The organism is Geobacillus sp. Manikaran-105 (assembly GCF_002809955.1).
GTDB classification, from domain to species: domain Bacteria; phylum Bacillota; class Bacilli; order Bacillales; family Anoxybacillaceae; genus Geobacillus; species Geobacillus thermophilus.
The window spans coordinates 13303-35307 of the sequence record NZ_PIJG01000031.1; the positions used below are offsets into that span (position 1 = coordinate 13303).

The 22005-nt window shown below is 54.7% G+C and carries 19 protein-coding genes, 2 pseudogenes and 3 riboswitches; of the genes and pseudogenes, 10 read left to right on the forward strand and 11 right to left on the reverse strand.

The genetic code is table 11. From position 1 onward, the window contains the following. Positions 1-54: 54 nt before the first annotated feature. From CV945_RS10330 to CV945_RS10355, 6 genes are all read right to left on the reverse strand, one after another. Positions 55-1068, reverse strand: a complete 1014-nt coding sequence (locus CV945_RS10330; protein ID WP_100659704.1) for an ABC transporter permease — start codon at positions 1066-1068, stop codon at positions 55-57. Continuing rightward, the gene (locus tag CV945_RS10335; protein WP_100659705.1) at positions 1010-2560 is read right to left on the reverse strand and encodes a sugar ABC transporter ATP-binding protein; all 1551 of its coding nucleotides are present in this window, start codon (positions 2558-2560) and stop codon (positions 1010-1012) included. Before CV945_RS10335 ends, CV945_RS10330 begins: the two co-directional genes overlap by 59 nt. After that, a complete protein-coding gene (locus CV945_RS10340) occupies positions 2557-3720 on the reverse strand; it encodes a sugar ABC transporter substrate-binding protein (protein ID WP_100659706.1) in 1164 nt (387 codons plus the stop codon). The genes CV945_RS10335 and CV945_RS10340 overlap by 4 nt, the downstream gene beginning before the upstream one ends. Beyond that, positions 3707-4774: an S-methyl-5-thioribose-1-phosphate isomerase gene (mtnA, locus tag CV945_RS10345; RefSeq protein WP_033024944.1), complete on the reverse strand. Its 1068-nt coding sequence runs from the start codon at positions 4772-4774 to the stop codon at positions 3707-3709. The genes CV945_RS10340 and mtnA overlap by 14 nt, the downstream gene beginning before the upstream one ends. A gap of 69 nt (positions 4775-4843) precedes the next feature. Then, entirely contained in the window at positions 4844-6031 is a 1188-nt protein-coding gene (gene mtnK, locus CV945_RS10350) for an S-methyl-5-thioribose kinase (RefSeq protein ID WP_100659707.1), read from the reverse strand. Positions 6032-6116: 85 nt separating this feature from the next. Then, positions 6117-6285, reverse strand: a riboswitch (SAM riboswitch). Positions 6286-6378: 93 nt separating this feature from the next. Next, positions 6379-7194 (reverse strand): carbon-nitrogen family hydrolase, encoded by an 816-nt coding sequence (locus CV945_RS10355; protein ID WP_100659708.1) that lies wholly within the window; start codon positions 7192-7194, stop codon positions 6379-6381. Positions 7195-7291: 97 nt separating this feature from the next. Between CV945_RS10355 and CV945_RS10360 the strand changes: the two genes are divergently transcribed. The 5 genes from CV945_RS10360 (at position 7292) to CV945_RS10380 (ending at position 11895) form a co-directional block, all read left to right on the forward strand. After that, positions 7292-8467 carry a pyridoxal phosphate-dependent aminotransferase gene (locus CV945_RS10360; protein ID WP_100659709.1) on the forward strand — a complete coding sequence of 392 codons (1176 nt, stop codon included), beginning with the start codon at positions 7292-7294 and terminating at the stop codon, positions 8465-8467. Positions 8468-8607: 140 nt separating this feature from the next. Next, positions 8608-8716, forward strand: a riboswitch (SAM riboswitch). 77 nt (positions 8717-8793) lie between these two features. Next, the gene (gene mtnW, locus CV945_RS10365) at positions 8794-10035 is read left to right on the forward strand and encodes a 2,3-diketo-5-methylthiopentyl-1-phosphate enolase (protein WP_033011864.1); all 1242 of its coding nucleotides are present in this window, start codon (positions 8794-8796) and stop codon (positions 10033-10035) included. Further along, a complete protein-coding gene (gene mtnX / locus CV945_RS10370) occupies positions 10032-10694 on the forward strand; it encodes a 2-hydroxy-3-keto-5-methylthiopentenyl-1-phosphate phosphatase (RefSeq protein WP_015374251.1) in 663 nt (220 codons plus the stop codon). The genes mtnW and mtnX overlap by 4 nt, the downstream gene beginning before the upstream one ends. Further along, the gene (locus CV945_RS10375; RefSeq protein WP_015374252.1) at positions 10691-11323 is read left to right on the forward strand and encodes a methylthioribulose 1-phosphate dehydratase; all 633 of its coding nucleotides are present in this window, start codon (positions 10691-10693) and stop codon (positions 11321-11323) included. Before mtnX ends, CV945_RS10375 begins: the two co-directional genes overlap by 4 nt. A gap of 29 nt (positions 11324-11352) precedes the next feature. Continuing rightward, on the forward strand, positions 11353-11895 hold the full coding sequence (locus CV945_RS10380; RefSeq protein ID WP_015374253.1) for a 1,2-dihydroxy-3-keto-5-methylthiopentene dioxygenase: 543 nt from the start codon (positions 11353-11355) through the stop codon (positions 11893-11895). Positions 11896-11983: 88 nt separating this feature from the next. On the opposite strand, the gene CV945_RS10385 is transcribed toward CV945_RS10380, so the two are convergent. After that, positions 11984-12718: a ZIP family metal transporter gene (locus tag CV945_RS10385; RefSeq protein WP_100659710.1), complete on the reverse strand. Its 735-nt coding sequence runs from the start codon at positions 12716-12718 to the stop codon at positions 11984-11986. A 216-nt stretch (positions 12719-12934) separates the two neighbouring features. On the opposite strand from CV945_RS10385, the gene CV945_RS10390 reads away from it, so the two are divergent. Both CV945_RS10390 and CV945_RS10395 read left to right on the forward strand, forming a co-directional pair. Beyond that, complete coding sequence (locus CV945_RS10390; RefSeq protein ID WP_014195273.1) at positions 12935-13384, forward strand: MarR family winged helix-turn-helix transcriptional regulator; 450 nt, start codon at positions 12935-12937, stop codon at positions 13382-13384. 89 nt (positions 13385-13473) lie between these two features. After that, positions 13474-14040: a phosphate propanoyltransferase gene (locus CV945_RS10395; RefSeq protein ID WP_033006192.1), complete on the forward strand. Its 567-nt coding sequence runs from the start codon at positions 13474-13476 to the stop codon at positions 14038-14040. A gap of 61 nt (positions 14041-14101) precedes the next feature. Here the strand turns inward: CV945_RS10395 and CV945_RS10400 are convergent, their stop codons facing one another. The 4 genes and pseudogenes from CV945_RS10400 to CV945_RS10415 form a co-directional block, all read right to left on the reverse strand. Beyond that, complete coding sequence (locus tag CV945_RS10400; protein ID WP_014195275.1) at positions 14102-14650, reverse strand: short-chain dehydrogenase; 549 nt, start codon at positions 14648-14650, stop codon at positions 14102-14104. Between the two features lie 18 nt (positions 14651-14668). Beyond that, on the reverse strand, positions 14669-16690 hold the full coding sequence (locus tag CV945_RS10405) for a S9 family peptidase (protein ID WP_100659711.1): 2022 nt from the start codon (positions 16688-16690) through the stop codon (positions 14669-14671). A gap of 120 nt (positions 16691-16810) precedes the next feature. Further along, positions 16811-18235, reverse strand: a complete 1425-nt coding sequence (locus CV945_RS10410) for an amino acid permease (RefSeq protein ID WP_100659714.1) — start codon at positions 18233-18235, stop codon at positions 16811-16813. 73 nt (positions 18236-18308) lie between these two features. Continuing rightward, positions 18309-18489: riboswitch (Lysine riboswitch) on the reverse strand. 288 nt (positions 18490-18777) lie between these two features. After that, positions 18778-19029 (reverse strand): annotated as a pseudogene (locus tag CV945_RS10415) (transposase); the annotation flags it as partial. A 299-nt stretch (positions 19030-19328) separates the two neighbouring features. On the opposite strand from CV945_RS10415, the gene CV945_RS10425 reads away from it, so the two are divergent. From CV945_RS10425 to CV945_RS17525, 3 genes and pseudogenes are all read left to right on the forward strand, one after another. Beyond that, positions 19329-21023, forward strand: a complete 1695-nt coding sequence (locus CV945_RS10425; protein ID WP_100659712.1) for a M3 family oligoendopeptidase — start codon at positions 19329-19331, stop codon at positions 21021-21023. A 90-nt stretch (positions 21024-21113) separates the two neighbouring features. Then, positions 21114-21632, forward strand: a complete 519-nt coding sequence (locus tag CV945_RS10430; RefSeq protein WP_100659713.1) for a GNAT family N-acetyltransferase — start codon at positions 21114-21116, stop codon at positions 21630-21632. Between the two features lie 163 nt (positions 21633-21795). Beyond that, positions 21796-21906: pseudogene (locus tag CV945_RS17525) on the forward strand (TetR/AcrR family transcriptional regulator); the annotation flags it as partial. Between the last annotated feature and the right edge of the window lie 99 nt (positions 21907-22005).

The following is a 22005-nucleotide window of genomic DNA, read 5'->3' on the forward strand; positions in this document are numbered from 1 at the left end:
CCAAAATGGCGCCCGCCCCCATGACGCGAATCCATGGGGGCAGGGAACGGGACATTATTTTTTTTGCCAATGCGACAACGCGAGGGCGCCGACTAAAATGGCGCCTTTAATAATGTCTTGGGCGTAATACGGGACGTTCATCATCGTCAAGCCGTTCAACAACACCCCCATCAAAATCGAACCGAACAGGGTGCCGATGACGTTCGGCTTGCCGGCGCCGAAGACAGAAAAGCCGATGTAGGCGGCGGCGACGCCGTCCATCAAAAACGAAGCGCCGGCCGACACTTGCCCGGTGCCGATGCGCGAGGCGAGCACGATGCCCCCCAAGGCGGCGAAAAAGCCGCTGATGACGTACGCATACGTCCGGTAACGGTTGACCGGGATGCCGGAGAGCCGTGCCGCTTCCCGGTTTTCACCCGTTAAATAAAAGAGACGGCCAGGTTTGGTGTATGTTAAAAACAAGTGGGCGGCCATGACGACAACGAGCATGAGCAAGACCGAAAACGGCACGCCAAACAGCTCCCCTTGGCCGATAAATAAAAAGGAAGGAATAAATTTGCCCGGCGCCGTGCCGCCATCAGGCAGCGGCATGTCGTTATAAATCGAAAATCCTTTTGTATACGTAAGCTGCACGCCGTTGATCGCGTACATCGTCGCCAACGTGGCGAGCAAATCGGGCAGTTTGAATTTGACGATCAACAACGAATTAAGCAGCCCGACGGCGACGCCGAGCAACAGCGGCACGAGCAAGGTGACGAAAATTTCTTGGCGATGCAAGACAAGCGCCGCCGCACTGGCAATCGTCGCCAAGCTCACTGTCGAACCGACCGACAAATCGAAGCCGTCGACGATGAGCGAAAATGTAATGCCAATGGCCACCAAGGTGACGATGGAAATGGAACGCAAAATGTCGCTGAAGTTTTCATAGGTGAAAAACCGGTCTTGTGTCAGGCCAAAATAGGCGATTACAGCCAAAATGGCAAGCAGTGTGCCATGTTTATACAAAAATTCAAGAATGAACGGCGCCGCTTTTTTCGACGGCGCTGTGGAAACGGCTGGCTGGCTCATCGATCTCACCTCCGCTGCAATAGTACACAAGCTGTTCATAGGTTAGTTCTGCGGCCGGCAGGCGGGTGAGCAGCCGGCCGTCAGCCATGATGTAGATGGTGTCGCACACCTCAAGAAGCTCATGAAATTCACTCGAAAAATATAGTACTGTTTTTCCTTCATCGGCGAGAGCACGGATGATGGAAAACACCTCTTGTTTGGCGTGGACATCGATTCCTTTCGTAGGCTCGTCGAATAGAAAAACACGCGCGTTTGTGTTCAGCCATTTGCCGATGACGACTTTCTGCTGGTTGCCGCCGCTTAAGTGGCGGACAGCGGTCGAAGGCGACGGCGGATGGATGCCGAGCGAGCGGACAAGTTCGTCGGCGGCGTCCGTTTCCTTCCTCCGGCTGATCCATTGCCAGCGCGACAGCCGGGAAAGGAGGCGGACGGTGATGTTGGTTTTCACTGACTCGGGCAAGAACAGCCCTTGTTTGCGCCGTTCTTCCGGGATGAGGCAAAGGCCGGCGTCGATGGCTTCATAAGGCGATGAGAACACATAGCGTCTGCCATCAATTTCCCACTCGCCGGATGTGTTCCGGTGGGCGATGAGGCTTTCAGCGAGCTCCGTTTTGCCTGCGCCAACCAAGCCGGCGATGCCGACGATTTCGCCGCGATGGGCGTAAAGATCGACCGTCGTGCCGGTTTTTTCGATCGTGATCCCACGGACGGCAAAGGCGATGTCGCTTCCATGCGCGCGCGTTTGTTTCATGGCGGCGGCTCGCCTTGTTCCGGTCATATGAAGGACGATGTCTTCAAGCGGCAAACCGCGGGCGGAACCATGGTAGACGACGCGGCCGTCGCGCAAAATCGTCAGCCGGTCGGCGATTTCCTGCACTTCTTTCAGTTTATGAGAGATGTAAATAAAGCCGACGCCTTGCTGTTTCAGTTCCGTGATGATGGCAAACAGCCGCTTCGTTTCGGCTTCGCTCAAGGCGGCGGTCGGTTCGTCCAAAATGATGTAGCGCGCATTCGATGACAACACTTTGGCGAGCACGATCAGCTGTTTTTCATGGAGCGAGCAGTCGCGCACGAGCTTTGCCGGCGAAATGGCAAGGCCGACGCGGCGAAGCAGAGCAGCGGCCCGTTCTTTTTCCCGGCGCAGCGAGCGGATCGGCTGTTTCTTCACATCAGCGAGCTCATCAGCCGCCAAGTTTTCGTAAACGGGCAATCCTGGGAAAAGCGCCGTGTCGACCTCTTGGACGACGAAGCCGATGCCGGCTCGTTTCGCGTCAAGCGGCGACGAAAAGGTGCAGTTGACGCCATCGATCGTGATCGTGCCGGCGTCGGGAGGAATGGCGCCGGCCAAAATGTTCATGAGCGTGCTTTTGCCGGCGCCGTTCATGCCCAAAAGGGCGTGGACTTCGCCTGGACGGACGGAAAAGTCCACGCCGTCAAGCACGCGCACCGCGCCAAACGATTTTTCAATGCCTCGCATTGACAGCCTGTTCATTTTTTGTTCACCTGAGCTTCCAACGTTTTCATCCATGGCGAGATGGCGACGTTCGATTGCCCCCAGCCCGGGATGTATTGCGAAAGCTCGTTCATCGATACTTGCTTATCGGGCAAGTCGGTCCGTTTTACTAAATGCGGCTCGAGCGAGTAAATGTTCGGCGTTTTCTCGCCGGCGATTTTTTGATAGGCGAACCGCACCTGAACGCGGCCGACTTCCGCCGGATCCGTCGCTGTTGTCGCCACCCACGGACTGTTCGGTTTTTGGATCATTTGCAAGTCTTCGTCACTCAAATCGATGCCGTATACTTTGATTTCCGTACGCCCGGCTTGCTCGATGGCGCGCGTCGCTCCTTTGGCGAACTCGTCCCAAGTTGCGAAGACGGCGTCAATGTCGCCTTTGTTCGGATATTTTTTCAAAATGGCCTCCATTTGCGTTTGCGTGTCCAAAGCCGTGTTGGCGCTCGCCGTACCGAACTTGGCGACTTCTTTTATGTTCGGATAGCGTTTTTTGAACGCCTCATAAATGACGTGGCGCCGCTCCATTGGAGTAAAACCGCCGACCCAAATCGTGACGATGTTGCCCTCTCCATTTAAATCTTCGGCGAGTGTTTTTAACGTTTTCCAGGCGAGGCTGTAGTCGTCTTGGTCGATGATGGTGACGCCGGGAACGTTCAAATCGTTGTCAAAGGCGACGACCGGGATGCCTTTTTCAACCGCTTTTTTCACCGGGCCTTCGAGCGCATCAGCGCGGCCGTGATCAAGCAGAATGGCATCAACGTTTTGCGTGATGGCCGTTTCTACGTATGAGGCCATTTTCGTCAAGTCGTTGTCGGCGTTGTAAATTTGCACTTCGCCGCCGAACTTTTGCACTTGTTCTTTGACGCCGGCGATGTATTGCGACGAGAACGTGCCGATGGACATTTGCATAATGGCGGCGATCTTCACCGGTTTTTTCAGCTTCTCCGGGATGGCCGCCTGTTCGCTGCTCGATGCGGTTTGGCTGTTGGATGAGACGGTGTCGCCTTGGATGGCCGTTTGCTTCGTTTCGTTGGCCGGCTTAGAGCTCACGGCGTCTTGCTCGTTCGTGCAGCCGGCCAAGACGGAGAACACGGCAAAGAAAAGAAGAGAAAGGAACGATAAGGCCTTAAATCGTTTCATGCTGCTCCTCCTTTGCAAATAACGCTGGCAGTGCCGCGCTGTAGCTGCCGCGGACGATGCCTTTTTCGGTAATGATCGCGGTAATCAGTTCGTTTGGCGTCACGTCAAACGCCGGGTTATACACGTTGACGCCTTCCGGGGCGACGCGCACGCCGGCCAGATGGGTCACTTCATCCGGATGGCGCTCTTCAATCGGGATGTCTGCCCCTGTCTTTGTCGCCAAATCGATGGTGGACAACGGTGCGGCGACGTAAAACGGAATGCCAAACGATTTGGCGAGCAAGGCGAGGCCGAACGTGCCGATTTTGTTCGCTGTATCGCCGTTTTGTGCGATCCGGTCGGCTCCGACGATAATGGCGCGAATCCCTTTCGCTTTGATCGTTTGCGCCGCCATGTTGTCCGTAATAAGCGTGACGTCGACGCCTGCTTGCATCAGCTCCCAGGCGGTCAGACGCGCTCCTTGCAAAACGGGGCGCGTCTCAAGGGCGTACACGGATAACTCGATCCCTTTCTCTTTCGCCAAATAAAACGGGGCGAGCGCCGTGCCGTAGCGGGCGGTGGCGATCGAGCCGGCGTTGCAAATCGTCATCACCCGGTCGCCTGGGCGAAAAAGCGATAACGCATGTTCGCCGATGCGGCGGCAGACATCTTCGTCCTCGATTTGGATGCGGATCGCCTCGTGAATAAGCACCGTTTTCGCTTCGTTGACTGAGGCGGCGTCTTTGGCGGCGGCAGTGAGCCGGTCAAGCGCCCAAACCAAATTGACGGCCGTCGGGCGGGCGCTTGCCAAATAATCGCGGTCTTGCTTTAGGCGGCTATGGAACTCGTGGACCGTTTCCGCTTTATAATGCGAGGCGGCGAGCGCCAGACCATAAGCGGCGGTGATGCCGATCGCCGGCGCTCCGCGCACTTTCAGCGAGGCGATCGCATCGTACACGTCTTCAAGCGTATGCAGGTCGATATATTCTGTTGCTAATGGCAATTTTTGTTGGTTTAAAATCGTGATATGCGTCTCGCGCCACTCGACAGAGCGCGGGATGGCAAAGGTGTCCATCGTCGTCTTCCTTTCTTTTCACATTTTCCGTTGATCCGGGCCGGCACTGGGCCGGTCGTCGCCGTGTTACTATTCGGTTTCTGCAAACACTCGGCGGAAGCCGTCCGTTCCGGTCAGCTCGTTGCGCTCGACAATTAGGCGGCGGCCGAGGCGGAGCGCGTGTCGTTTGGCGGCAAGGCGGGCTTCTTTCTGCTCGATGCCGTCAAGGTCGGCCACATGGGCGAGGCCGATCGTCCGGCGGATGACTTCGCAGCCGGCAAAGCCGACAGCATCGATGAACGCATGCCGGAGCACTTCGTCAAGCAAGCCCGGTGTTGCGGCGTACGTCTCGATGCTTTTGGTGCGCCAAAGCTCCGAGAATATGGACGCAAAGACGTCCCAGGTCCGGTCGATGTGATCAAAGAGCGGTTGGCGCTCAACGTCAGGGCGGGACAACGCATTTAACAGCAAGTTGGCGAAAAACTGCCCAAGGTCAAAGCCGATCGGGCCGTAAAAGGCGAATTCCGGGTCGATTACTTTCGTTTCGTCGGTGCTTGCGAAAATGCTGCCGGTATGCAAATCGCCATGCAGAAGCACATCGGCTTCGGTTAAAAACTTGCGCTTCAACTTCGCCGCTTCCAAACGGAGGCGGTCGTCATTCCAAAGCGTTTCGACGTCCGGCCGCAGCTCGTCTTCGAAGTTGTTCGTCTCATGGTCGAAAAATGGATCGGTGAAGACGAGATCTTCGGTGATTTTGCACAGTTCCGGATTGACGAAGCTTTGCGCCAATTTCTTTTTCTCTTGCTGGTTCATGCCGAAATCGGATGTGTAAAACGCTGTTTTGGCGATAAATTCGCCGATATGCCGGGACAAAAGCGGGAATGTTTTCCCTTCGATCAACCCTTTGCGGGCGATTTGCAGACGGGACAAGTCTTCCATCACGGTAATGGCAAGCGATTCGTCAGAATAGTAGACGTTCGGCACGTATTGCGGTACATAGCTGGCAAACGTGCGCAACGCGTTGCTTTCAATAACCGCGCGCTTTAACGTGAGCGGCCAGCTTTCGCCGACGACTTTCGCGTACGGGAGCGCCTGTTTGATGATGACGCCTTGCTTCGTTTCCTGATCGACGATATGAAAGACTAAGTTTAAGTTTCCGTCGCCGATTTCGCGGCACACAAGCGGCGCCCCGTCTCGGAATAGGCCGAGGCGGACGGCGAGGGCGGTCGCTTTTTGTTCGGTGAGCGGTTCGTAAACAGTGGATTGGACAATCGTCATTTTCACGTTCCCCCTTTAGGTTTTGGCAAATGAAAAAGCCTCTTTCGCATACGGAAAGAGGCTTGAAGATGCATCGTCTTCGCGCCTCTTATCTTTCAGAAAGACATCGGTCTTTCTGTTGGACTTAGCACCGTGCCCTGCGGAAGCGGTTCGCTTCCGGCGCCGCCTTTGGCGTGCGCCCTATCTCACGATAGCATTACGGTCGGTTGCTGGGCTTCATTGGGCCAATTCCCTCAGCCAACTCTTGATAAGAGTACCGATCTAGCTATTAAGTTTTTGCAATTTTCACGATGTTAACAATCGTTTGGTTGCTTGATTCGAATGATACAGGTTGGGCTGGCGGATTGTCAATACGTTTTGAAAAATTTTTTTGCCGCCTCTTCATAATCGTGCGGCCGGCGGTCGGCAAACACCGGGATGCGTGCGCGGACGTCTTGGATGAGCGACGGGTCGATGGAAGCGGTTAAGATACCCGGCTGTTCGTCGGCTTCGGCGATGATCTCGCCCCACGGGTCAATGACGAGCGAATGGCCGGCGAAGACGTTGTTCGGGTCGCGTCCGGCCCGGTTGCAAGCGACGACATAGCATTGGTTTTCAATCGCCCGTGCCATCAAGAGCGTCCGCCAATGGTGAAGGCGGGGAAGCGGCCATTCGGCGACGACAAACAGCACTTCCGCTCCGGCCAACGCATGGGCGCGAATCCACTCCGGAAATCGGATGTCATAGCAAATGACCCCAGCGCACGGCAGCCCGTCAAGCGAGAACAAGCCTGGCTCGTTTCCCGGCTGCAAATACAAATGTTCATCCATCAATTGGAACAGGTGAAGCTTGCTGTATTCGCCGACGATTTGGCCATGGCGGTTGGCCACGATCATCGTGTTTGTCACGCCGGCGGCTGTTTTTTTGGCGACCGAACCGGCGACGAAATGGACGCCGTACGTTTGCGCCAATCGGGAAGCGAGCGCCTTCGCCCGTTCGGCGCCTTCGTCGGCAATTTCATCCAGGCGCGTCAAATCGTAGCCGGTCGTCCATAACTCTGGCAGCACGATGATGTCAGCGCCGTCTTTGGCAGCGGATTCCACGGCCTGTTCGGCTTGCTGTTCGTTTTTTGCTGGATCGCCAAATGCAATGTCAAGCTGCAGGCAGGCGATGCGGATCGTCATGAGCGTTCACCTCGGAAAAAAATTTTCTTTACATTTTGCTTTTAACGATATATGATGTTGCACTAGAATTTCAAGAATGTTTGAGAAGGTGTGGACGATGACGATCGAATTTCCCTTTTCCGAACTGCTTGAACAGCTGCCGAAGCAGTTTTTCGCCTCGCTCGTGGCGAAAGTCGGTGCGAAGATCAAGGCGGGTTATGATGTGATCAACTTAGGGCAGGGCAATCCGGATCAGCCGACGCCGGCGCACATTGTCGAAGCGATGCAGAAGGCAGCCGCGAACCCAAAATACCATAAATATTCGCCGTTTCAAGGCTACTCGTTTTTGAAAGAAGCCGTAGCGGCGTTTTACGCGCGCGAGTACGGGGTGACGATCGACCCGGCCCGCGAGGTCGCCATCTTGTTCGGCGGCAAAGCCGGGCTTGTCGAGCTGCCGCTTTGCCTCGTCAACCCGGGCGATGTCGTGCTCGTCCCGGACCCGGGTTATCCGGACTATTGGTCGGGAATCGCGCTCGCCCGCGCGCGGATGGAAATGATGCCGCTTGTCGCGGAGAATGGGTTTCTGCCGGATTATTCGGCCATTCCCAGGGCGGCGGCCGACCGGGCGAAACTGATGTTTTTAAACTATCCGAACAACCCGACCGGCGCGACGGCGACGAAGGAGTTTTTTGCTGAAACGGTGGCGTTTGCGGAAAAGTACGGCATAGCCGTTGTGCACGATTTTGCCTATGGCGCGATCGGCTTTGACGGCCAAAAGCCGGTCAGCTTTCTAGAAGTGGACGGGGCGAAAGACATTGGCGTTGAAATCTACACGTTCTCGAAAACGTACAATATGGCCGGCTGGCGCGTGGCGTTCGCTGTCGGCAATGAGCGGATCATCCGTGCCATTGAGTTGTTGCAAGATCATTTGTACGTCAGCTTGTTCGGCGCCGTCCAAGAAGCGGCGGCAGCTGCGCTCCTCGGCCCGCAAGACTGCGTCGCGGAGCTCATTGCCTTGTACGAGGCGCGCCGCAATACGTTTATTCATGCTTTGCGCGCGATCGGCTGGGAAGCGCCGGCGCCGTCTGGATCATTTTTCGCCTGGCTTCCGTTGCCAAAAGGCGCATCATCCGCCGAATTTGCCGATCTGTTGCTTGAGCGGGCGCACGTCGCCGTCGCCCCAGGCATCGGTTTTGGAAAACACGGCGAAGGGTATGTGCGCGTTGGATTGTTGACCGATGAAGCGCGGCTTCGCGAAGCGGCGGAGCGGATCGGCCGGCTCGGATTGTTTTGAAAAAAAGAGCGGCAATGAACCGTTGACGGGACAACGTTGACCAGGCTGTTTTGAAAAAAATGATTGACAACGGCGGCAAAGGCTGTCATAATTCAAAGTAAATTTGCCAATCGTTTGACAAGTGCATAAACGAGCAGGCTTTCTTATCAAGAGCAGGCGGAGGGACGAGCCCAATGAAGCCCGGCAACCGGCTTGGCGTACGCTAAGCACGGTGCTAATTCTTGCAGCGGAAACGCTGGGAGATAAGAAGAGCGCCATGAATGAATGACGCCTCTTCTTAGGAAGGGGCTTTTTTATTTCGCCATATATTGAAAGAGGGATGGACGATGAGTGCAGTCATTGCGACGTATTTGCTTCATGATGAACACGATATTCGCCAAAAGGCGGAAGGAATCGCGCTCGGCTTGACAGTCGGCACATGGACCGACTTGCCGCAGCTAGAGCAAGACCAGCTTCGCAAGCATAAAGGGGAAGTCGTTGCGATCGAAGAGCTTGGCGAGAGCGAGCGGGTAAACGCCTATTTCGGCAAGCGGTTGAAGCGGGCAATCGTCAAAATCGCTTACCCGACCGTCAACTTCAGCGCCGATTTGCCAGCATTGTTGGTGACGACGTTCGGCAAGCTGTCGCTTGACGGGGAAGTGCGGTTGCTTGATTTGGCATTTCCGGAAGAATGGAAGCGGCAGTTTCCGGGGCCGCGCTTTGGCATCGCCGGCATTCGCGAAAAGGTCGGAGTGTACGACCGCCCGCTGTTGATGAGCATTTTCAAAGGCATCGTCGGCCGCGATTTGGCGTATTTGACATCAGAGTTGAAAAAGCAAGCGCTTGGCGGCGTTGACTTGGTCAAAGATGACGAAATTTTGTTTGACAGCGATCGTCTGCCATTTGCGAAGCGCATTACAGAAGGCAAAGCGGCGCTCGAAGAGGTGTACGAACAAACAGGCAAGCGGACGCTGTATGCCGTCAACTTGACCGGCAAAACGTTTGAACTGAAAGAAAAAGCGAAACGGGCGGCTGAGCTTGGCGCCGATGTGCTGTTGTTCAACGTGTTCGCCTATGGATTGGACGTCCTGCAAGGGTTGCGGGAAGATGAAGAGATTTCCGTTCCGATCATGGCCCACCCGGCGTTCAGCGGCGCGATCACGCCGTCGGAGTTTTACGGCGTCGCCCCGTCGCTCTTGCTTGGAAAGCTTTTGCGGCTCGCCGGCGCCGACTTTGTCCTGTTCCCGTCGCCGTACGGCAGCGTCGCCTTGGAGCGTGAGCAGGCGCTTGGCATCGCAAGGGCGCTGACCGATGAACAAGAGCCGTTTGCCCGGGCGTTTCCAGTGCCATCGGCCGGCATCCATCCGGGCTTGGTGCCGCTCCTTGTCCGCGATTTTGGCCTTGACAGCGTCGTCAACGCCGGCGGCGGCATCCACGGCCACCCGGACGGGGCGATCGGCGGCGGAAAGGCGTTTCGCGCCGCCATCGACGCAGCGCTGGTCGGCCGTCCGCTTCGTGAAGCGGCGAAAGACAACGAGGCGCTGCAAAAGGCGATCGACCGCTGGGGCGCTATTGAGGTGGAAGCATGACGAAACAACTCGTTCTTTTTTGCGATTTTGACGGCACGATCACGGAAAACGACAACATCATCGCGATTATGAAACAGTTCGCCCCGCCGGAGTGGGAGGCGCTAAAGGACGACATTCTCGCCCAGCGCATCTCCGTTCAGGAAGGCGTCGGAAAAATGTTTTCGCTTCTTCCGTCAGCGCTGAAAGGGGAGATTGTTGACTTTTTGCTTAGCACCGCCCGCTTGCGCGAAGGGTTCCGCGAGTTTGTCGCATGGACAAAAGAGCAAAGCATCCCGCTCTATATCGTGAGCGGCGGCATCGACTTTTTCGTCTATCCGCTGCTTGAAGGGCTCATTGAACCGGAGCGAATTTTTTGCAACGGCTCCGATTTCAGCGGTGAGACGATCCGCATCACATGGCCGCATGCATGTGACAGCCGGTGCCAAAACGGCTGCGGCTGCTGCAAGCCGTCGCTATTGCGCAGGCTTGCCCGCCCGGACGGGTATCACGTCGTCATCGGCGATTCGATCACCGACTTGGCGGTGGCCAGGCAAGCCGACTATGTGCTGGCGCGCGATTTTCTGCTTGAAAAATGTCAAGAGCTTGACCTGCCGCACGCGCCATTTGCGACGTTTTTTGACGTGATGGATGCGTTGCAGCGAATGGAGGTGATCGTATGAGCATCGTCGTGAAAAAGTGGAACGAGCTTGCGGAAGTGAAAGCCGAGCTCGCCGCCCGCGATTGGTTTTTCGCAACAAGCGGCAATTTGTCGATCAAAGTGACGGACGACCCGTTGACGTTTTTGGTGACAGCGAGCGGCAAGGATAAGCGGAAGCAAACGGATGAGGACTTCTTGCTCGTTGACGCTGCCGGCCGACCAGCGGAGAAAACACATTTAAAGCCATCAGCGGAGACGCTGCTGCATGTGGAAATTTACAACCGCACAAACGCCGGTTGCGTCTTGCACGTTCATACCGTGGACAACAATTTGATTTCTGAACTGTATGCGTCAAACGGGGAAGCAGTCTTTTCCGGCCAGGAAATCATCAAGGCGTTTGGCATTTGGGAAGAAAACGCCGCAGTGCGCATCCCGATCATTAACAATGACGCCGACATCCCGACGCTGGCTCGGGAGTTTGCGAACCATGTTCATGGCGACGCCGGCGCCGTGTTGATCCACAACCACGGCATTACCGTCTGGGGACGAACGGCGTTTGAAGCGAAAAAACATTTGGAAGCGTGGGAGTTTTTGTTCAGCTGGCAGGTGAAGCGGCTGCTTTTGCAACGGGCCGGCCTGCCGGTTGGCTAATATACATCTTTTAGAAGGGGGATTTTGACATGGCCGTCATCAAAGTGAGAAAAACGGGCCAAGTGATTGAAGGAGAAGACAATGTGCGCGCGTTTTTGAACAGTCAAGGGGTGTTGTATGAACATTGGGACATCACGAAACTGCCGGAGCATTTGCGCGATAAATATGTTCTGACAGATGAAGAAAAAAATGAAATTTTAGCGACGTTCAAAGACGAAATTGAAGACTTGGCGGCGCGCCGCGGCTACAAAACATGGGATATCGTCGCTCTGTCCGATGCGACGCCGAACTTGGATGAACTGCTGAAAAAATTTGAACAAGTGCACATCCATACGGAAGACGAAGTGCGCGCCATTACGGCCGGCCATGGCATTTTCATTATCAAAGGCGACAAAGAGACCGGCTATTTTGACGTCGAGCTGGAAGCCGGCGATGTCATTTCCGTGCCGGAAGGGAATCCGCACTACTTTACGCTCATGGACGACCGCCAAGTCGTAGCCGTCCGCCTGTTCATCGACCCGTCCGGTTGGGTCGCCCATCCGTATGAAGAGAAAGAAGAGGCTGTCCAATAATGAGAACACCCCGTTGCCAGGCAAGGCAGCGGGGTGTTTCGTTCTGTATGGAGAGGAGCGCTTGCCTCGATGACGGAAGGAGAGACCGCTAAAACGATTCGGTTAACAAAATCATAAACAAAATGCCGATAATAAAGGCGTACGTCGAGATCCGTTCGTTGCCGTCGCCATGGCTTTCGGGAATGAGCTCTTTGTAAATGATGAACAGCATCGCCCCGGCGGCAAACGCCAACCCGTATGGAACGAGGCCGCGGAAGAGAGAGGTTAAATAAAAGCCGAGCAAAGACGTCACAATTTCGACCGCGCCGGTTAACGTGGCAATGACAAACGCTTTAAAGCGGCCAATCTGCTGATTGACTAAAAACAAGGCGACCAAAAATCCTTCCGGCGCGTTTTGCAAGCCGATGGCCAATGCGATCAAATTGCCGGTTTGCGAAGCGCCGTCTGAGGCGTAGCTCACCCCGACTGACAGCCCTTCGGGGAGATTGTGCATCGCAATGGCGGCGATGATGAGCATCGCCTTTTCGTCGAATTGCAAGCCGCTTTTCGTATGCTCCAAGTCGATATGGGGGACGGTCATCTCAAGCAACGTTAACACGAGCACCCCCGCCGCCAATCCGATGGCGAGCGCCTCAAAACCGCCGGACCGCAGGGCCTCGGGAATAAGACTTGTCATCGAGGCCGCCATCATAATGCCGGCTGAAAACGCGAGGAGCACATCGCGCCAGCGGTGAGTGAGCGATTTGGCCATAAACAAAATCGGCACAGCGCCAAGTCCGGTCGATAAGGCGGACAGCACACTGCCGGTCAATACCCCGTTCATCCAATTCCCCCTTCATCAGCCTTTATTTTTTCATATGCGCCGTTTCCACAAATGTGACAATCGCCCAAGCGCTGCCCTATCACAAAATTATCATAGCGAAAGGAACGGCCGCTGGCGAGAAAAATGGACCAGCGCCTGGCAAAAACGGTTGCCTGCCTGTTTGCTGTTCAAGTATAATGCAAGTAAGAAATGGTTAAATGCAAAGGGTTGGATGGCATGGAACAAAAAGAGCAAGAACTCGAGCAATCGCTAAAGTTGTTTATCGTATTGTCGCGGGCTTACCGCGCCGTAAGCGACCAAGTGAACAAATCAATCCACTCATTCGGGGTCAATCCGACCGAATTTGCCGTGTTAGAATTGTTATACCATAAAGGGGATCAGCCGCTCCAGCAAATTGGCGAAAAAATTTTGCTGGCGAGCGGGAGCATCACCTACGTCATTGACAAACTGGAAAACAAAGGATTGATCGTCCGCCGCGCCTGCGAAAAGGACCGGCGCGTCACGTACGCGTCCATTACAGAAGAGGGGCGGCGGTTTATTGAGCGCGTATTTCCCGAGCATGCGGAAAAAATTCACGAAACGGTTTCGGCGCTGACGGCGGCAGAAAAAGAGCAGGCGATTGCGCTGCTGAAAAAATTAGGATATGGGGCAAAAACAAGGGGCTGACGCGAGGTCGGCCTCTTTAATTTTGCCGGAAATGGATACGTTATATAAAGAACATACCATAGCCAGCAAAAAAGGAGAGATCACCATTGATGGTTCCAGTAGGGGTATCGAATCGCCACATTCATTTATCAAAAGAACACATGGCGGCGCTGTTTGGCGAAGGCGCCGAGCTGACGGTGCTCAAGCCGTTGTCGCAGCCTGGCCAGTTCGCCGCCAAGGAAACGGTGACGGTCGAAGGGCCGAAAGGGAAAATTGAAAACGTCCGCGTCCTCGGACCGGTCCGTTCGCTCACCCAGCTTGAAATTTCGAAAACCGACAGCTTCAAGCTCGGCGTCGCGCCCCCGGTCCGCTTATCCGGCGATATTGACGGAACGCCGGGCATTACGATTCACGGACCGAAGGGGACGGTGACCGTCGACAAAGGGGTGATCATTGCCAAGCGCCACATTCATATGACGCCGAAAGATGCCGAGACGTTTGGCGTCCGCGATAAACAAGTTGTGAAAGTGAAAACGCAAGGGGAGCGGGCGCTCATTTTTGACGAAGTGATCGTCCGCGTCAGCGAAGATTTTGCATTAGATATGCACATTGACACCGATGAAGCGAACGCGGCCGGCTTGAAAACGGGCGATTATGTCGAACTGCTTCCATCGTGAAACCATCCGCGCCAAAGGCGGACAAAGCACCCTCTCGGTACAAACGAGAGGGCGCTTCCCATTAATGCGGCCGCTTCTTCTCTGATGCTAGTGTGCCGACAAGATGAAACGGCGCATCACGCCGAATGGCGTCAATGACGCCGCTGCTGATTTCTTGATGGGTGAGCCAACGCGTGCTGTGCTCTTCGATCACGAAGCCAAGCTGAATTTGCCGGTACAGGCAAGCGGAAGACAAACGGAGTTCCCGCTTTGCCTCGGCCGGATGGGCCCGGCTGCCGAGCACGTGGAACAGACGCCAAGGACCGGGATGTCTGCTATTTTCCCGGATGATGGCCGGAAACGCCTGTTTCCCGTCGCTGTGCACCCATGCGACAACAAGGTCGAAGGCTCTGTTTTCATTGATTGTTTGGTGAATCAAGGAACATAGTACATCATGATCGCGATAATCGACCAAAAGCGGGGTAATGGCCTCCAGATGTGCGGCGCGGGCGATGAGCCGTTCCATCCGTTCCCTGTTCCGGGCGACGATGGATACATGGTACCCTTCTCGCACGAGCCAAAGCGACACGTCGGTTAACATGCCTGTCCCACCGATGACGAGTGCGTGCATGGTGGTTCTCCTTTCGGATTAATGCGATGCTCCTTTCAAATAGCGGTCAAACCAGTCGACGATATGGCGAAGACGCTCAAGCCGAAGAGCAGGGTTGCCGGTGCGCGACAAATCGTGGTTGGCGTCCGGAAAGCGGACGAGCTTTGTTTCCCGCCCGAGCTGCTTTAAGGCGACAAACAGCTGTTCGGCCTGCTCAATCGGGCAGCGGTAATCGCGTTCGCTGTGCAAAATCAAAAGCGGTGTGCGCATGTGTTTGACGTATTTGAGCGGCGAATGATGCCAAAGCCGCTCAGCGTCTTCCCAAACGTCGCAGCCGACTTCCCATTTCGTGAAAAAGTAGCCGATGTCGCTCACGCCAGAGAAGCTGAGCCAGTTGGAAATCGAACGTTGAGTGACAGCCGCTTTGAATCGGTCGGTATGCCCAACGATCCAGTTCGTCATAAATCCGCCGTAGCTGCCGCCGGTGACGCCAAGCCGTTCTTTGTCAATAAAGTCGAACTTGCTGATGGCGGCGTCGACGCCAGCCATAATGTCTTCATAATCCATGCCGCCATAGTCGCCGCGCACCGCATTGACAAACGACTGGCCGTATCCGTGGCTGCCGCGCGGGTTCGTAAACAGCACGGCATAACCGGATGAAGCGAGCAGCTGCAATTCATGGAAAAACGTAAATCCATACATCGCATGCGGCCCGCCGTGAATTTCGACGACAAGCGGCGCCTTTTCCCCTTCGTCAAGCTCAGGCGGTTTCATGATCCAGCCTTGAATCTCCAAACCGTCCGCCGATCGATACGTAAACGGTTCGGCAGCGGCGAAGGCCACTTCATGTTCAAGCGCTTCATTGGCACGCGTAAGCCGCGTTTTCGTTCCGTCTTCAAGCGAGATTATATACAAATCGCCAATGACCGTCGGCTCGCTCATCGCGGCGATGGCTTGCTGTTCGCTTGGGTGGATGGCTAAACCGTATAAATGGAAGTTGCCTTCGATCACCGGAACGATCGGGCCGTCGAGCGGGACGAAATACAAGTTGACGCGTCCGCGCTCCGAGGCGGTGACATACAGGCCGCTTCCGTCGCTCGCCCAAATCGGTCCCGGCCCTTTCGCATCAGCGTGTGTGTCGCCGACCATGGCATCGCCGAGATGGACATCCCAATCGGCGGTCAACACCCGCTTCGTTCCACGCTCCGGCTCAAAGACGTAAAGCCGGTGAAGCGTAGCCCCGAGATAAGCAAGATCATGGCCGATGGCGGCGAGCTTCGTTCCGTCCGGCGACCAGGCGAGCGAAGCGAATGTGCCGCATCCGTTCGTCAAGTTCGTTTCCGCTTTCGATTCGAGATCAAGCAAAACAATGTCGCGCGTAAAGGTTGTGTCTGGATCCTCGTTTCGGTTGGCGACAAAGGCGAGCGTCCGTCCGGTTGGGGAAACGGCAAACGAACCGATTTCCTCCTCGCGGCCCGTCAACGCTTCGCTTTTTCCTGACAGCACATCGATGCGCGTGAGCACCGCCCGTTTGCCGTCAAGAAAACCCGACGCGTCTGATTTGTAATACAGCCGCTCGACCACGCGCGGTTTCAGGTCGGCTCGCTTCACTTCTGCCTTTTCCGGTTCTTCGCGGTCTTCAATCGTTTCATCATCGCCAAGCGTCGTTAGGGCGATGAGAAACGTCCCGTCCGGCGACCAAACGTAATCGCGCACGCCGTTTTTGAAAAACGTCAGCTGGCGCGCCTCACCGCCATTGGCGGGCAAAAGCCAAAGCTGTGTGCGTCCGGAGCGGTCAGATAAAAAGGCGATCGTTTCGCCGTCCGGGGAAAAGCGCGGCTTCGTGTCGCGACAGCGCCCGAACGTCCATGGACGGACGGCGCCGTCTTCCGTCCACATAGATAGATGGGAGCGGTATTGGTTTTCTTCGTCGATCGATTTTTCCACAAACACGGCGCGCGTCCCGTCTGGCGCGTAGTGCGGGTCGCGCACCGAGCGGAGGCGAAGCAAATCTTCCGCCGTTATGCCGCGGCGTTTTGTCGGTTGTTCGTTGTTGTTCATCAGTTGGCCCCCTCTTTCTTTTAAGTAAAATGGAACTACATTGTATATTTCGTCTTCCGAAAGACAAGATCCTGCCTAAAACAGAAAAAACGAACGCCCCAATGGACGTTCGCTTTTTGGCTATGCCGATAATTTTTGTTTTTCTTTCGCCTGCTGTGCCGCTTTTTTTACTTGCGGATAGAAGATTAGGCCGCTAGCGAGCAGGACAACACCGAGTAGGAAGGTTTTGATGTCTGCCGTGCCAGCGATAACGACCCAGATCGAATACACCGTCGCTAAGGCTGCAATGATTCCGTCAACCATCCGCTCGCGCGCCTCCATGTACGTTTCGCCGGTGAGCGTGAGTTTCAACTGAAAGACGGAAGAGATCAAATACGGGATGAGGTAGGCGAGCGTAGCGATGTAAATGACAAAATCGAACGCTGCCGCCATCGAATGGGAAATGGTCGAGAAAATGAACAGCTGGGCTAATGCATTCGATAGCGTCAACGAGAAGCTTGGCACGTTTTTCTTGTTTTCTCTCAAAAAGGCCGGCAGAAACAGCCCTTGTTTCGCCGCCTGGTACGGCACCTCAGCGCTCAGCAAGATCCAGCCGAGCGTCGAGCCAAGCAAGCTGATCAGCCCAAGGCCAGCCAACACGTAGCCGCCCGCCGGTCCGACGATGGCAATGATGGCATCCACGAGCGGTTTTTCCGATTGAATCAGTTCGCGTTGCGGCAAGACGCCCATCACCAAAAAGCTGATGCCAATATAAATGGCCAAAGCGATCAAAAGACCGGCGATCGTCGCCCGTTTTACGTCCGCTTGTTTGCGCGCGCGGGAAGCGAACACCATCGCCGATTCAACGCCGACAAACGCCCAGAGTGTCGATAAAGCGGCGTTGTTGATTTGTCCAAGCAAACCGATCGGCTGTCCGTTCCCGTCATAGCGAGGGGCATCAAGCGGGCCGATGACCGCTTTGTCAAAGGCAAACAAGGCGATGACGATAAATAGGAAAAAGCCAAGCACTTTGGCCGCGGTGGCGACAAAATTCAGCTTGCCAGCGCCTTCTACACCGCGCAAAATGATGATATGCATCCCCCAAAGGAGCGCCGTGCAGACGAGAAACGTCAACAAGTTCCCAAGCTTCAAGGTGAACGACCCGGCGGTGAACACCGTTTGGCCGCTTGTCAGCACCGGGAAAAACGTCGACAAGTAGCTTGCAAATGTTGTAATGATCGCGACGTTGCCGGCAAAGTTGCCGACCCAGTAGCCCCATGATGACATAAAGCCGGATAAAATCGACAAGTTCGAACCTTTCGGAAACAGCTCCTTCGCGTAAATTTGCGGACCGCCGCCTAAGTCGGGCTTGCGGATTGCCAAGTTGCCGAAAACAAGCGCCGTCATGAGAACGCCGGCTCCGGTCAGCAGCCAGGCGAGCATCACGCCGATGGGGCTCGAAGCCTCCGCCAACGAGCGCGGCAGCATGAAAATGCCGGAACCAACCATATTGCCCACGACAAGCGCGGTTAACACCCAAATGCCAAGTTTTCGTTGCTGATCCAAGGTCAAAACGCTCCTTTCAAAAAAAAGAAAGCACCCGCGCCTTTTCAGCGGGTGCATGATTCGCATCCAACTGAATGGCGATAGCGCTCCATCGCCCAAGGGCGATGGCAGTCCTGCGCCTGTTCGGCCGCAGGCCCAGCTTGCGCCGCCGGAGCGCGCCGCAAACTTCGGCGGTGAACCCTTTCCCGCTGCATCATCGACCGCTCCGAGCCTCGACAGCGCTACTTTTGTTCACCGCAACCTCTATCCCATTGAAGTGGAGAGGGGGTATATCGTTGTCGACATTATATTACTCAATTCGACAAAAAACGTCAATATGTTTTTGGAAAATACAGAAGATGGGACGAGATTCCCAATCCATGGCCGCTATTTCTAGGGGGAAGAGGGCGCGAATGGGAATATGATTTGTTTTTGAAAAATAGAAATGGTTGCGAAGATCAAGATCATGATAGTTGCCTTCTTTTTCTATGAGGAAATAAAATGGAAATTTGTTCAGAGAATGGTTCATCACTAAAAACTAAAAGATGTACTTGCACTAGCCATTAAAGTATGTTAGCTGTTTCTAACCGAACCCGAAATGCAAAACGTTGGATATTTCTGTATCCGTATCCCCGACGTTTGATCCGCTTAATCTTGTTATTCGTTTCCTCCATTTTCCCATTCGAATAAGACGATAAAATGCATGATATGATTTCGTCTGTTCGTTTGACGAGTGATTTTGCGATGGCTCGCACAACTGAACAAGGACAAAACGAATAACGATGAATCCAAGCCTCCAATTGTTCCAGATTTTGCACATTCTTTCGGAACGTTTGCACGCTCTCTCAGATAAAGATTTCCAACGCGCCTGATGGACCGATGGAAAAGAGAAAGCGCAAAATTTTGGTGAAGAGCCTTTTTATGCGCATATATGGGTGGTTTTTTATATATTATGCAAAGGTTGCGAAATATGAGTGAAATGATTAGTATAATTTGTGGTGATGAACCCAGAGAATGGGAAATCGAGAAGGATTTTGAGGATTCATGGCGAATAAACAGTAGGTCGGCTGAGTGATGAAAAAATGTAAAAATGAAAGGAAAGAAGGGACAGAGCATGAAGTTTTCCGAATTTCGTTACGAGCGGCCGGACATCGCTCAATTGCAAGCATCGTTTCAAGAAGCGCTTGATTCGTTCCGCCGTGCCGGGAGCGCCGCCTTGCAGCACGAGGCGATGAAGCGGATCAATGCACTGCGCCGCCGCTACAGCACGATGGCGAACCTTTGCCACATCCGCCATACGATTGATACAAACGATGAATTTTATAAACAAGAACAGGACTTTTTCGACGAAACCGAGCCGGTCGTCAAGGGGCTCGTCAACGATTATTACCGCGCGCTTGTTTCCTCGCCGTTCCGCGCTGAATTGGAACAAGTGTGGGGAAAACAGCTGTTTGCGTTGGCGGAAACGCAACTGAAAACATACGCGCCGGCGGTTGTCGAAGACTTGCAAAAAGAAAACAAGCTGGCCAGCGAATATACGAAGCTCATTGCATCGGCGAAAATCATGTTTGAAGGAGAGGAGCGGACGCTCGCCCAGCTGCAGCCGTTTGTCGAGTCGCCGGACCGCACGATGCGCCAACGGGCGAGCGAAGCGCGGTTTTCGTTTTTCACGGACCACGAAAAAGAGCTCGATGAGCTGTATGATGAGCTCGTCCACGTCCGCACAGCGATCGCCCGGAAGCTTGGGTTCAAAAACTTTGTTGAGCTCGGCTATGCCCGTTTAGGACGGACCGATTACAATGCCGACATGGTTGCAGGCTATCGCCAGCAGGTAAAAACGCACATCGTCCCGCTCGCGTCCAAGCTGCGCGAGCGCCAGCGGCAGCGCATCAAGGTCGAGAAGCTCTACTATTACGACGAACCGTTTATGTTTCCAACCGGCAACCCGGCGCCAAAAGGCGATGCCAGCTGGATTGTCGAAAACGGCCGGCGCATGTATGAAGAGCTGTCGCCGGAAACCGGCGAGTTTTTCCGCTATATGGTCGAACACGAATTGATGGACCTCGTCGCCAAAAAAGGGAAGGCGGGCGGCGGCTATTGCACGTATATCGATGATTACAAGGCGCCGTTTATTTTCTCGAACTTTACCGGCACATCCGGCGACATTGACGTATTGACCCATGAAGCCGGACATGCGTTCCAAGTGTATGAAAGCCGTCATTACGACATTCCGGAATACAACTGGCCGACGCTTGAGGCGTGTGAAATCCATTCGATGAGCATGGAGTTTTTCACCTGGCCGTGGATGGAGCTGTTTTTCGCCGACGACGCCGACAAATACCGGTTCGCCCATTTGAGCGACGCGCTCTTGTTTTTGCCGTACGGCGTGGCGGTCGATGAATTTCAGCACGCGGTCTACGAGAACCCGGATATGACGCCAGCGGAGCGGAAGAGTGTCTGGCGCAGCATCGAAAAAGCGTATTTGCCGACAAGAGACTACGCCGGCCATGACTACCTTGAGCGCGGCGGATTTTGGCAGCGGCAAGGGCACATTTACACCGACCCGTTTTATTACATTGATTATACATTGGCGCAAGTGTGCGCGTTCCAGTTTTGGAAGCGGGCGCAGGAAGACCGGGAATCAGCCTGGCGCGACTATGTGGCGCTTTGCCGATTGGGCGGCAGCCGGCCGTTCACCGAGCTCGTCAAAAGCGCCAACCTAAAGTCGCCGTTTGCCGATGGAACGGTCGCTTCGGTCGTCGGCCATATCGAGCGATGGCTGGACAGCGTCGATGACAAAGCTTTGTAAAAAGAAGAAAAAAGGCGGGCGGGAACGGCACCGCCTTGCCTTTCTTTATTTTGGAAACTTCTGCTGAACTAGGGCAAAGGGGGAAAACGGATGATCCGTAAAGCCACATGGGCCGACGCACCGGCCATCGCCTCCGTCCACGTCGAAAGTTGGAAGACGACGTATGGCGGCATCGTGCCAGACGCGTACTTGGAGACGTTGACAGTGGAAGAAAAGCAAACGTTATGGGAGAAGGTGCTCCGCCAATCGGATCATTCCGTGTTTGTCGCCGAGGAAAACGGGCACGTCGTCGGATTTGTCTCGGGCGGCCGAAACCGGGCGAGCGATGGTTCAGCGGCACAATATGACGGGGAGCTGTACGCGATTTATTTGCTTAAGGAAGCGCAAGGAAAAGGGCTCGGCCGGCAGCTCGTGCAAGCGCTCGTCGGCGATTTGACGCAAAAAGGCATTCATTCGCTGGCCGTCTGGGTGCTTACCGACAACCCGTCCCGTGGTTTTTACGAACGGCTTGGCGGTGAAAAAGTGGCCGAGGAAAGGGTGGAAATCGGCGGAAAAGCGTTGTGGGAGCGGTGCTACGGCTGGCGAGACGTCCAATTGATGGAACAGTAGGTGGACTGCCGAACCGTCGGCAGCTTAAAAAATGTATTTTGTGAGTGATTACTCACTACTATGCAAAGGGGAGAAAAGCAATGACCGCCAATCCATGTATTCAAGTCGAGCGTGTCTCCAAGCGGTTTGGAAAAAAGTGGTCATCCACGATGTGTCGTTGGATGTCCGCGCGGTGCTCGCCAACCGCTACACCTTTGTGAAAACGTATTTGCCGGCGATTCGCGTGCTTTGGCAGGAGGTTGCCTTTCATTCCGAGATTAAACAGTGCTTTCAACCACGAGTGTTGATTATCCAAAATTATACATACGCCTTCCATAAATTTGGGCATACTCAAACAAAGCAGCGGCCATCCCGGATTTCCAATCGAGAGGAA

Bases quoted from the DNA above. Each gene is read 5' to 3' on its own strand.
- CV945_RS10385 (WP_100659710.1), bottom strand. From the start codon at position 12,718: ATGAACGGGGTATTGACCGGCAGTGTGCTGTCCGCCTTATCGACCGGA.
- CV945_RS10405 (WP_100659711.1), bottom strand. From the start codon at position 16,690: ATGAACAACAACGAACAACCGACAAAACGCCGCGGCATAACGGCGGAA.
- CV945_RS10340 (WP_100659706.1), bottom strand. From the start codon at position 3,720: ATGAAACGATTTAAGGCCTTATCGTTCCTTTCTCTTCTTTTCTTTGCC.
- CV945_RS10425 (WP_100659712.1), top strand. From the start codon at position 19,329: ATGAAGTTTTCCGAATTTCGTTACGAGCGGCCGGACATCGCTCAATTG.
- mtnX (WP_015374251.1), top strand. From the start codon at position 10,032: ATGACGAAACAACTCGTTCTTTTTTGCGATTTTGACGGCACGATCACG.
- CV945_RS10330 (WP_100659704.1), bottom strand. From the start codon at position 1,068: ATGAGCCAGCCAGCCGTTTCCACAGCGCCGTCGAAAAAAGCGGCGCCG.
- CV945_RS10380 (WP_015374253.1), top strand. From the start codon at position 11,353: ATGGCCGTCATCAAAGTGAGAAAAACGGGCCAAGTGATTGAAGGAGAA.
- mtnA (WP_033024944.1), bottom strand. From the start codon at position 4,774: ATGGACACCTTTGCCATCCCGCGCTCTGTCGAGTGGCGCGAGACGCAT.
- mtnK (WP_100659707.1), bottom strand. From the start codon at position 6,031: ATGACGATTGTCCAATCCACTGTTTACGAACCGCTCACCGAACAAAAA.
- CV945_RS10390 (WP_014195273.1), top strand. From the start codon at position 12,935: ATGGAACAAAAAGAGCAAGAACTCGAGCAATCGCTAAAGTTGTTTATC.
- CV945_RS10375 (WP_015374252.1), top strand. From the start codon at position 10,691: ATGAGCATCGTCGTGAAAAAGTGGAACGAGCTTGCGGAAGTGAAAGCC.
- CV945_RS10360 (WP_100659709.1), top strand. From the start codon at position 7,292: ATGACGATCGAATTTCCCTTTTCCGAACTGCTTGAACAGCTGCCGAAG.
- CV945_RS10395 (WP_033006192.1), top strand. From the start codon at position 13,474: ATGGTTCCAGTAGGGGTATCGAATCGCCACATTCATTTATCAAAAGAA.
- CV945_RS10335 (WP_100659705.1), bottom strand. From the start codon at position 2,560: ATGAACAGGCTGTCAATGCGAGGCATTGAAAAATCGTTTGGCGCGGTG.
- CV945_RS10400 (WP_014195275.1), bottom strand. From the start codon at position 14,650: ATGCACGCACTCGTCATCGGTGGGACAGGCATGTTAACCGACGTGTCG.
- CV945_RS10355 (WP_100659708.1), bottom strand. From the start codon at position 7,194: ATGACGATCCGCATCGCCTGCCTGCAGCTTGACATTGCATTTGGCGAT.
- CV945_RS10430 (WP_100659713.1), top strand. From the start codon at position 21,114: ATGATCCGTAAAGCCACATGGGCCGACGCACCGGCCATCGCCTCCGTC.
- mtnW (WP_033011864.1), top strand. From the start codon at position 8,794: ATGAGTGCAGTCATTGCGACGTATTTGCTTCATGATGAACACGATATT.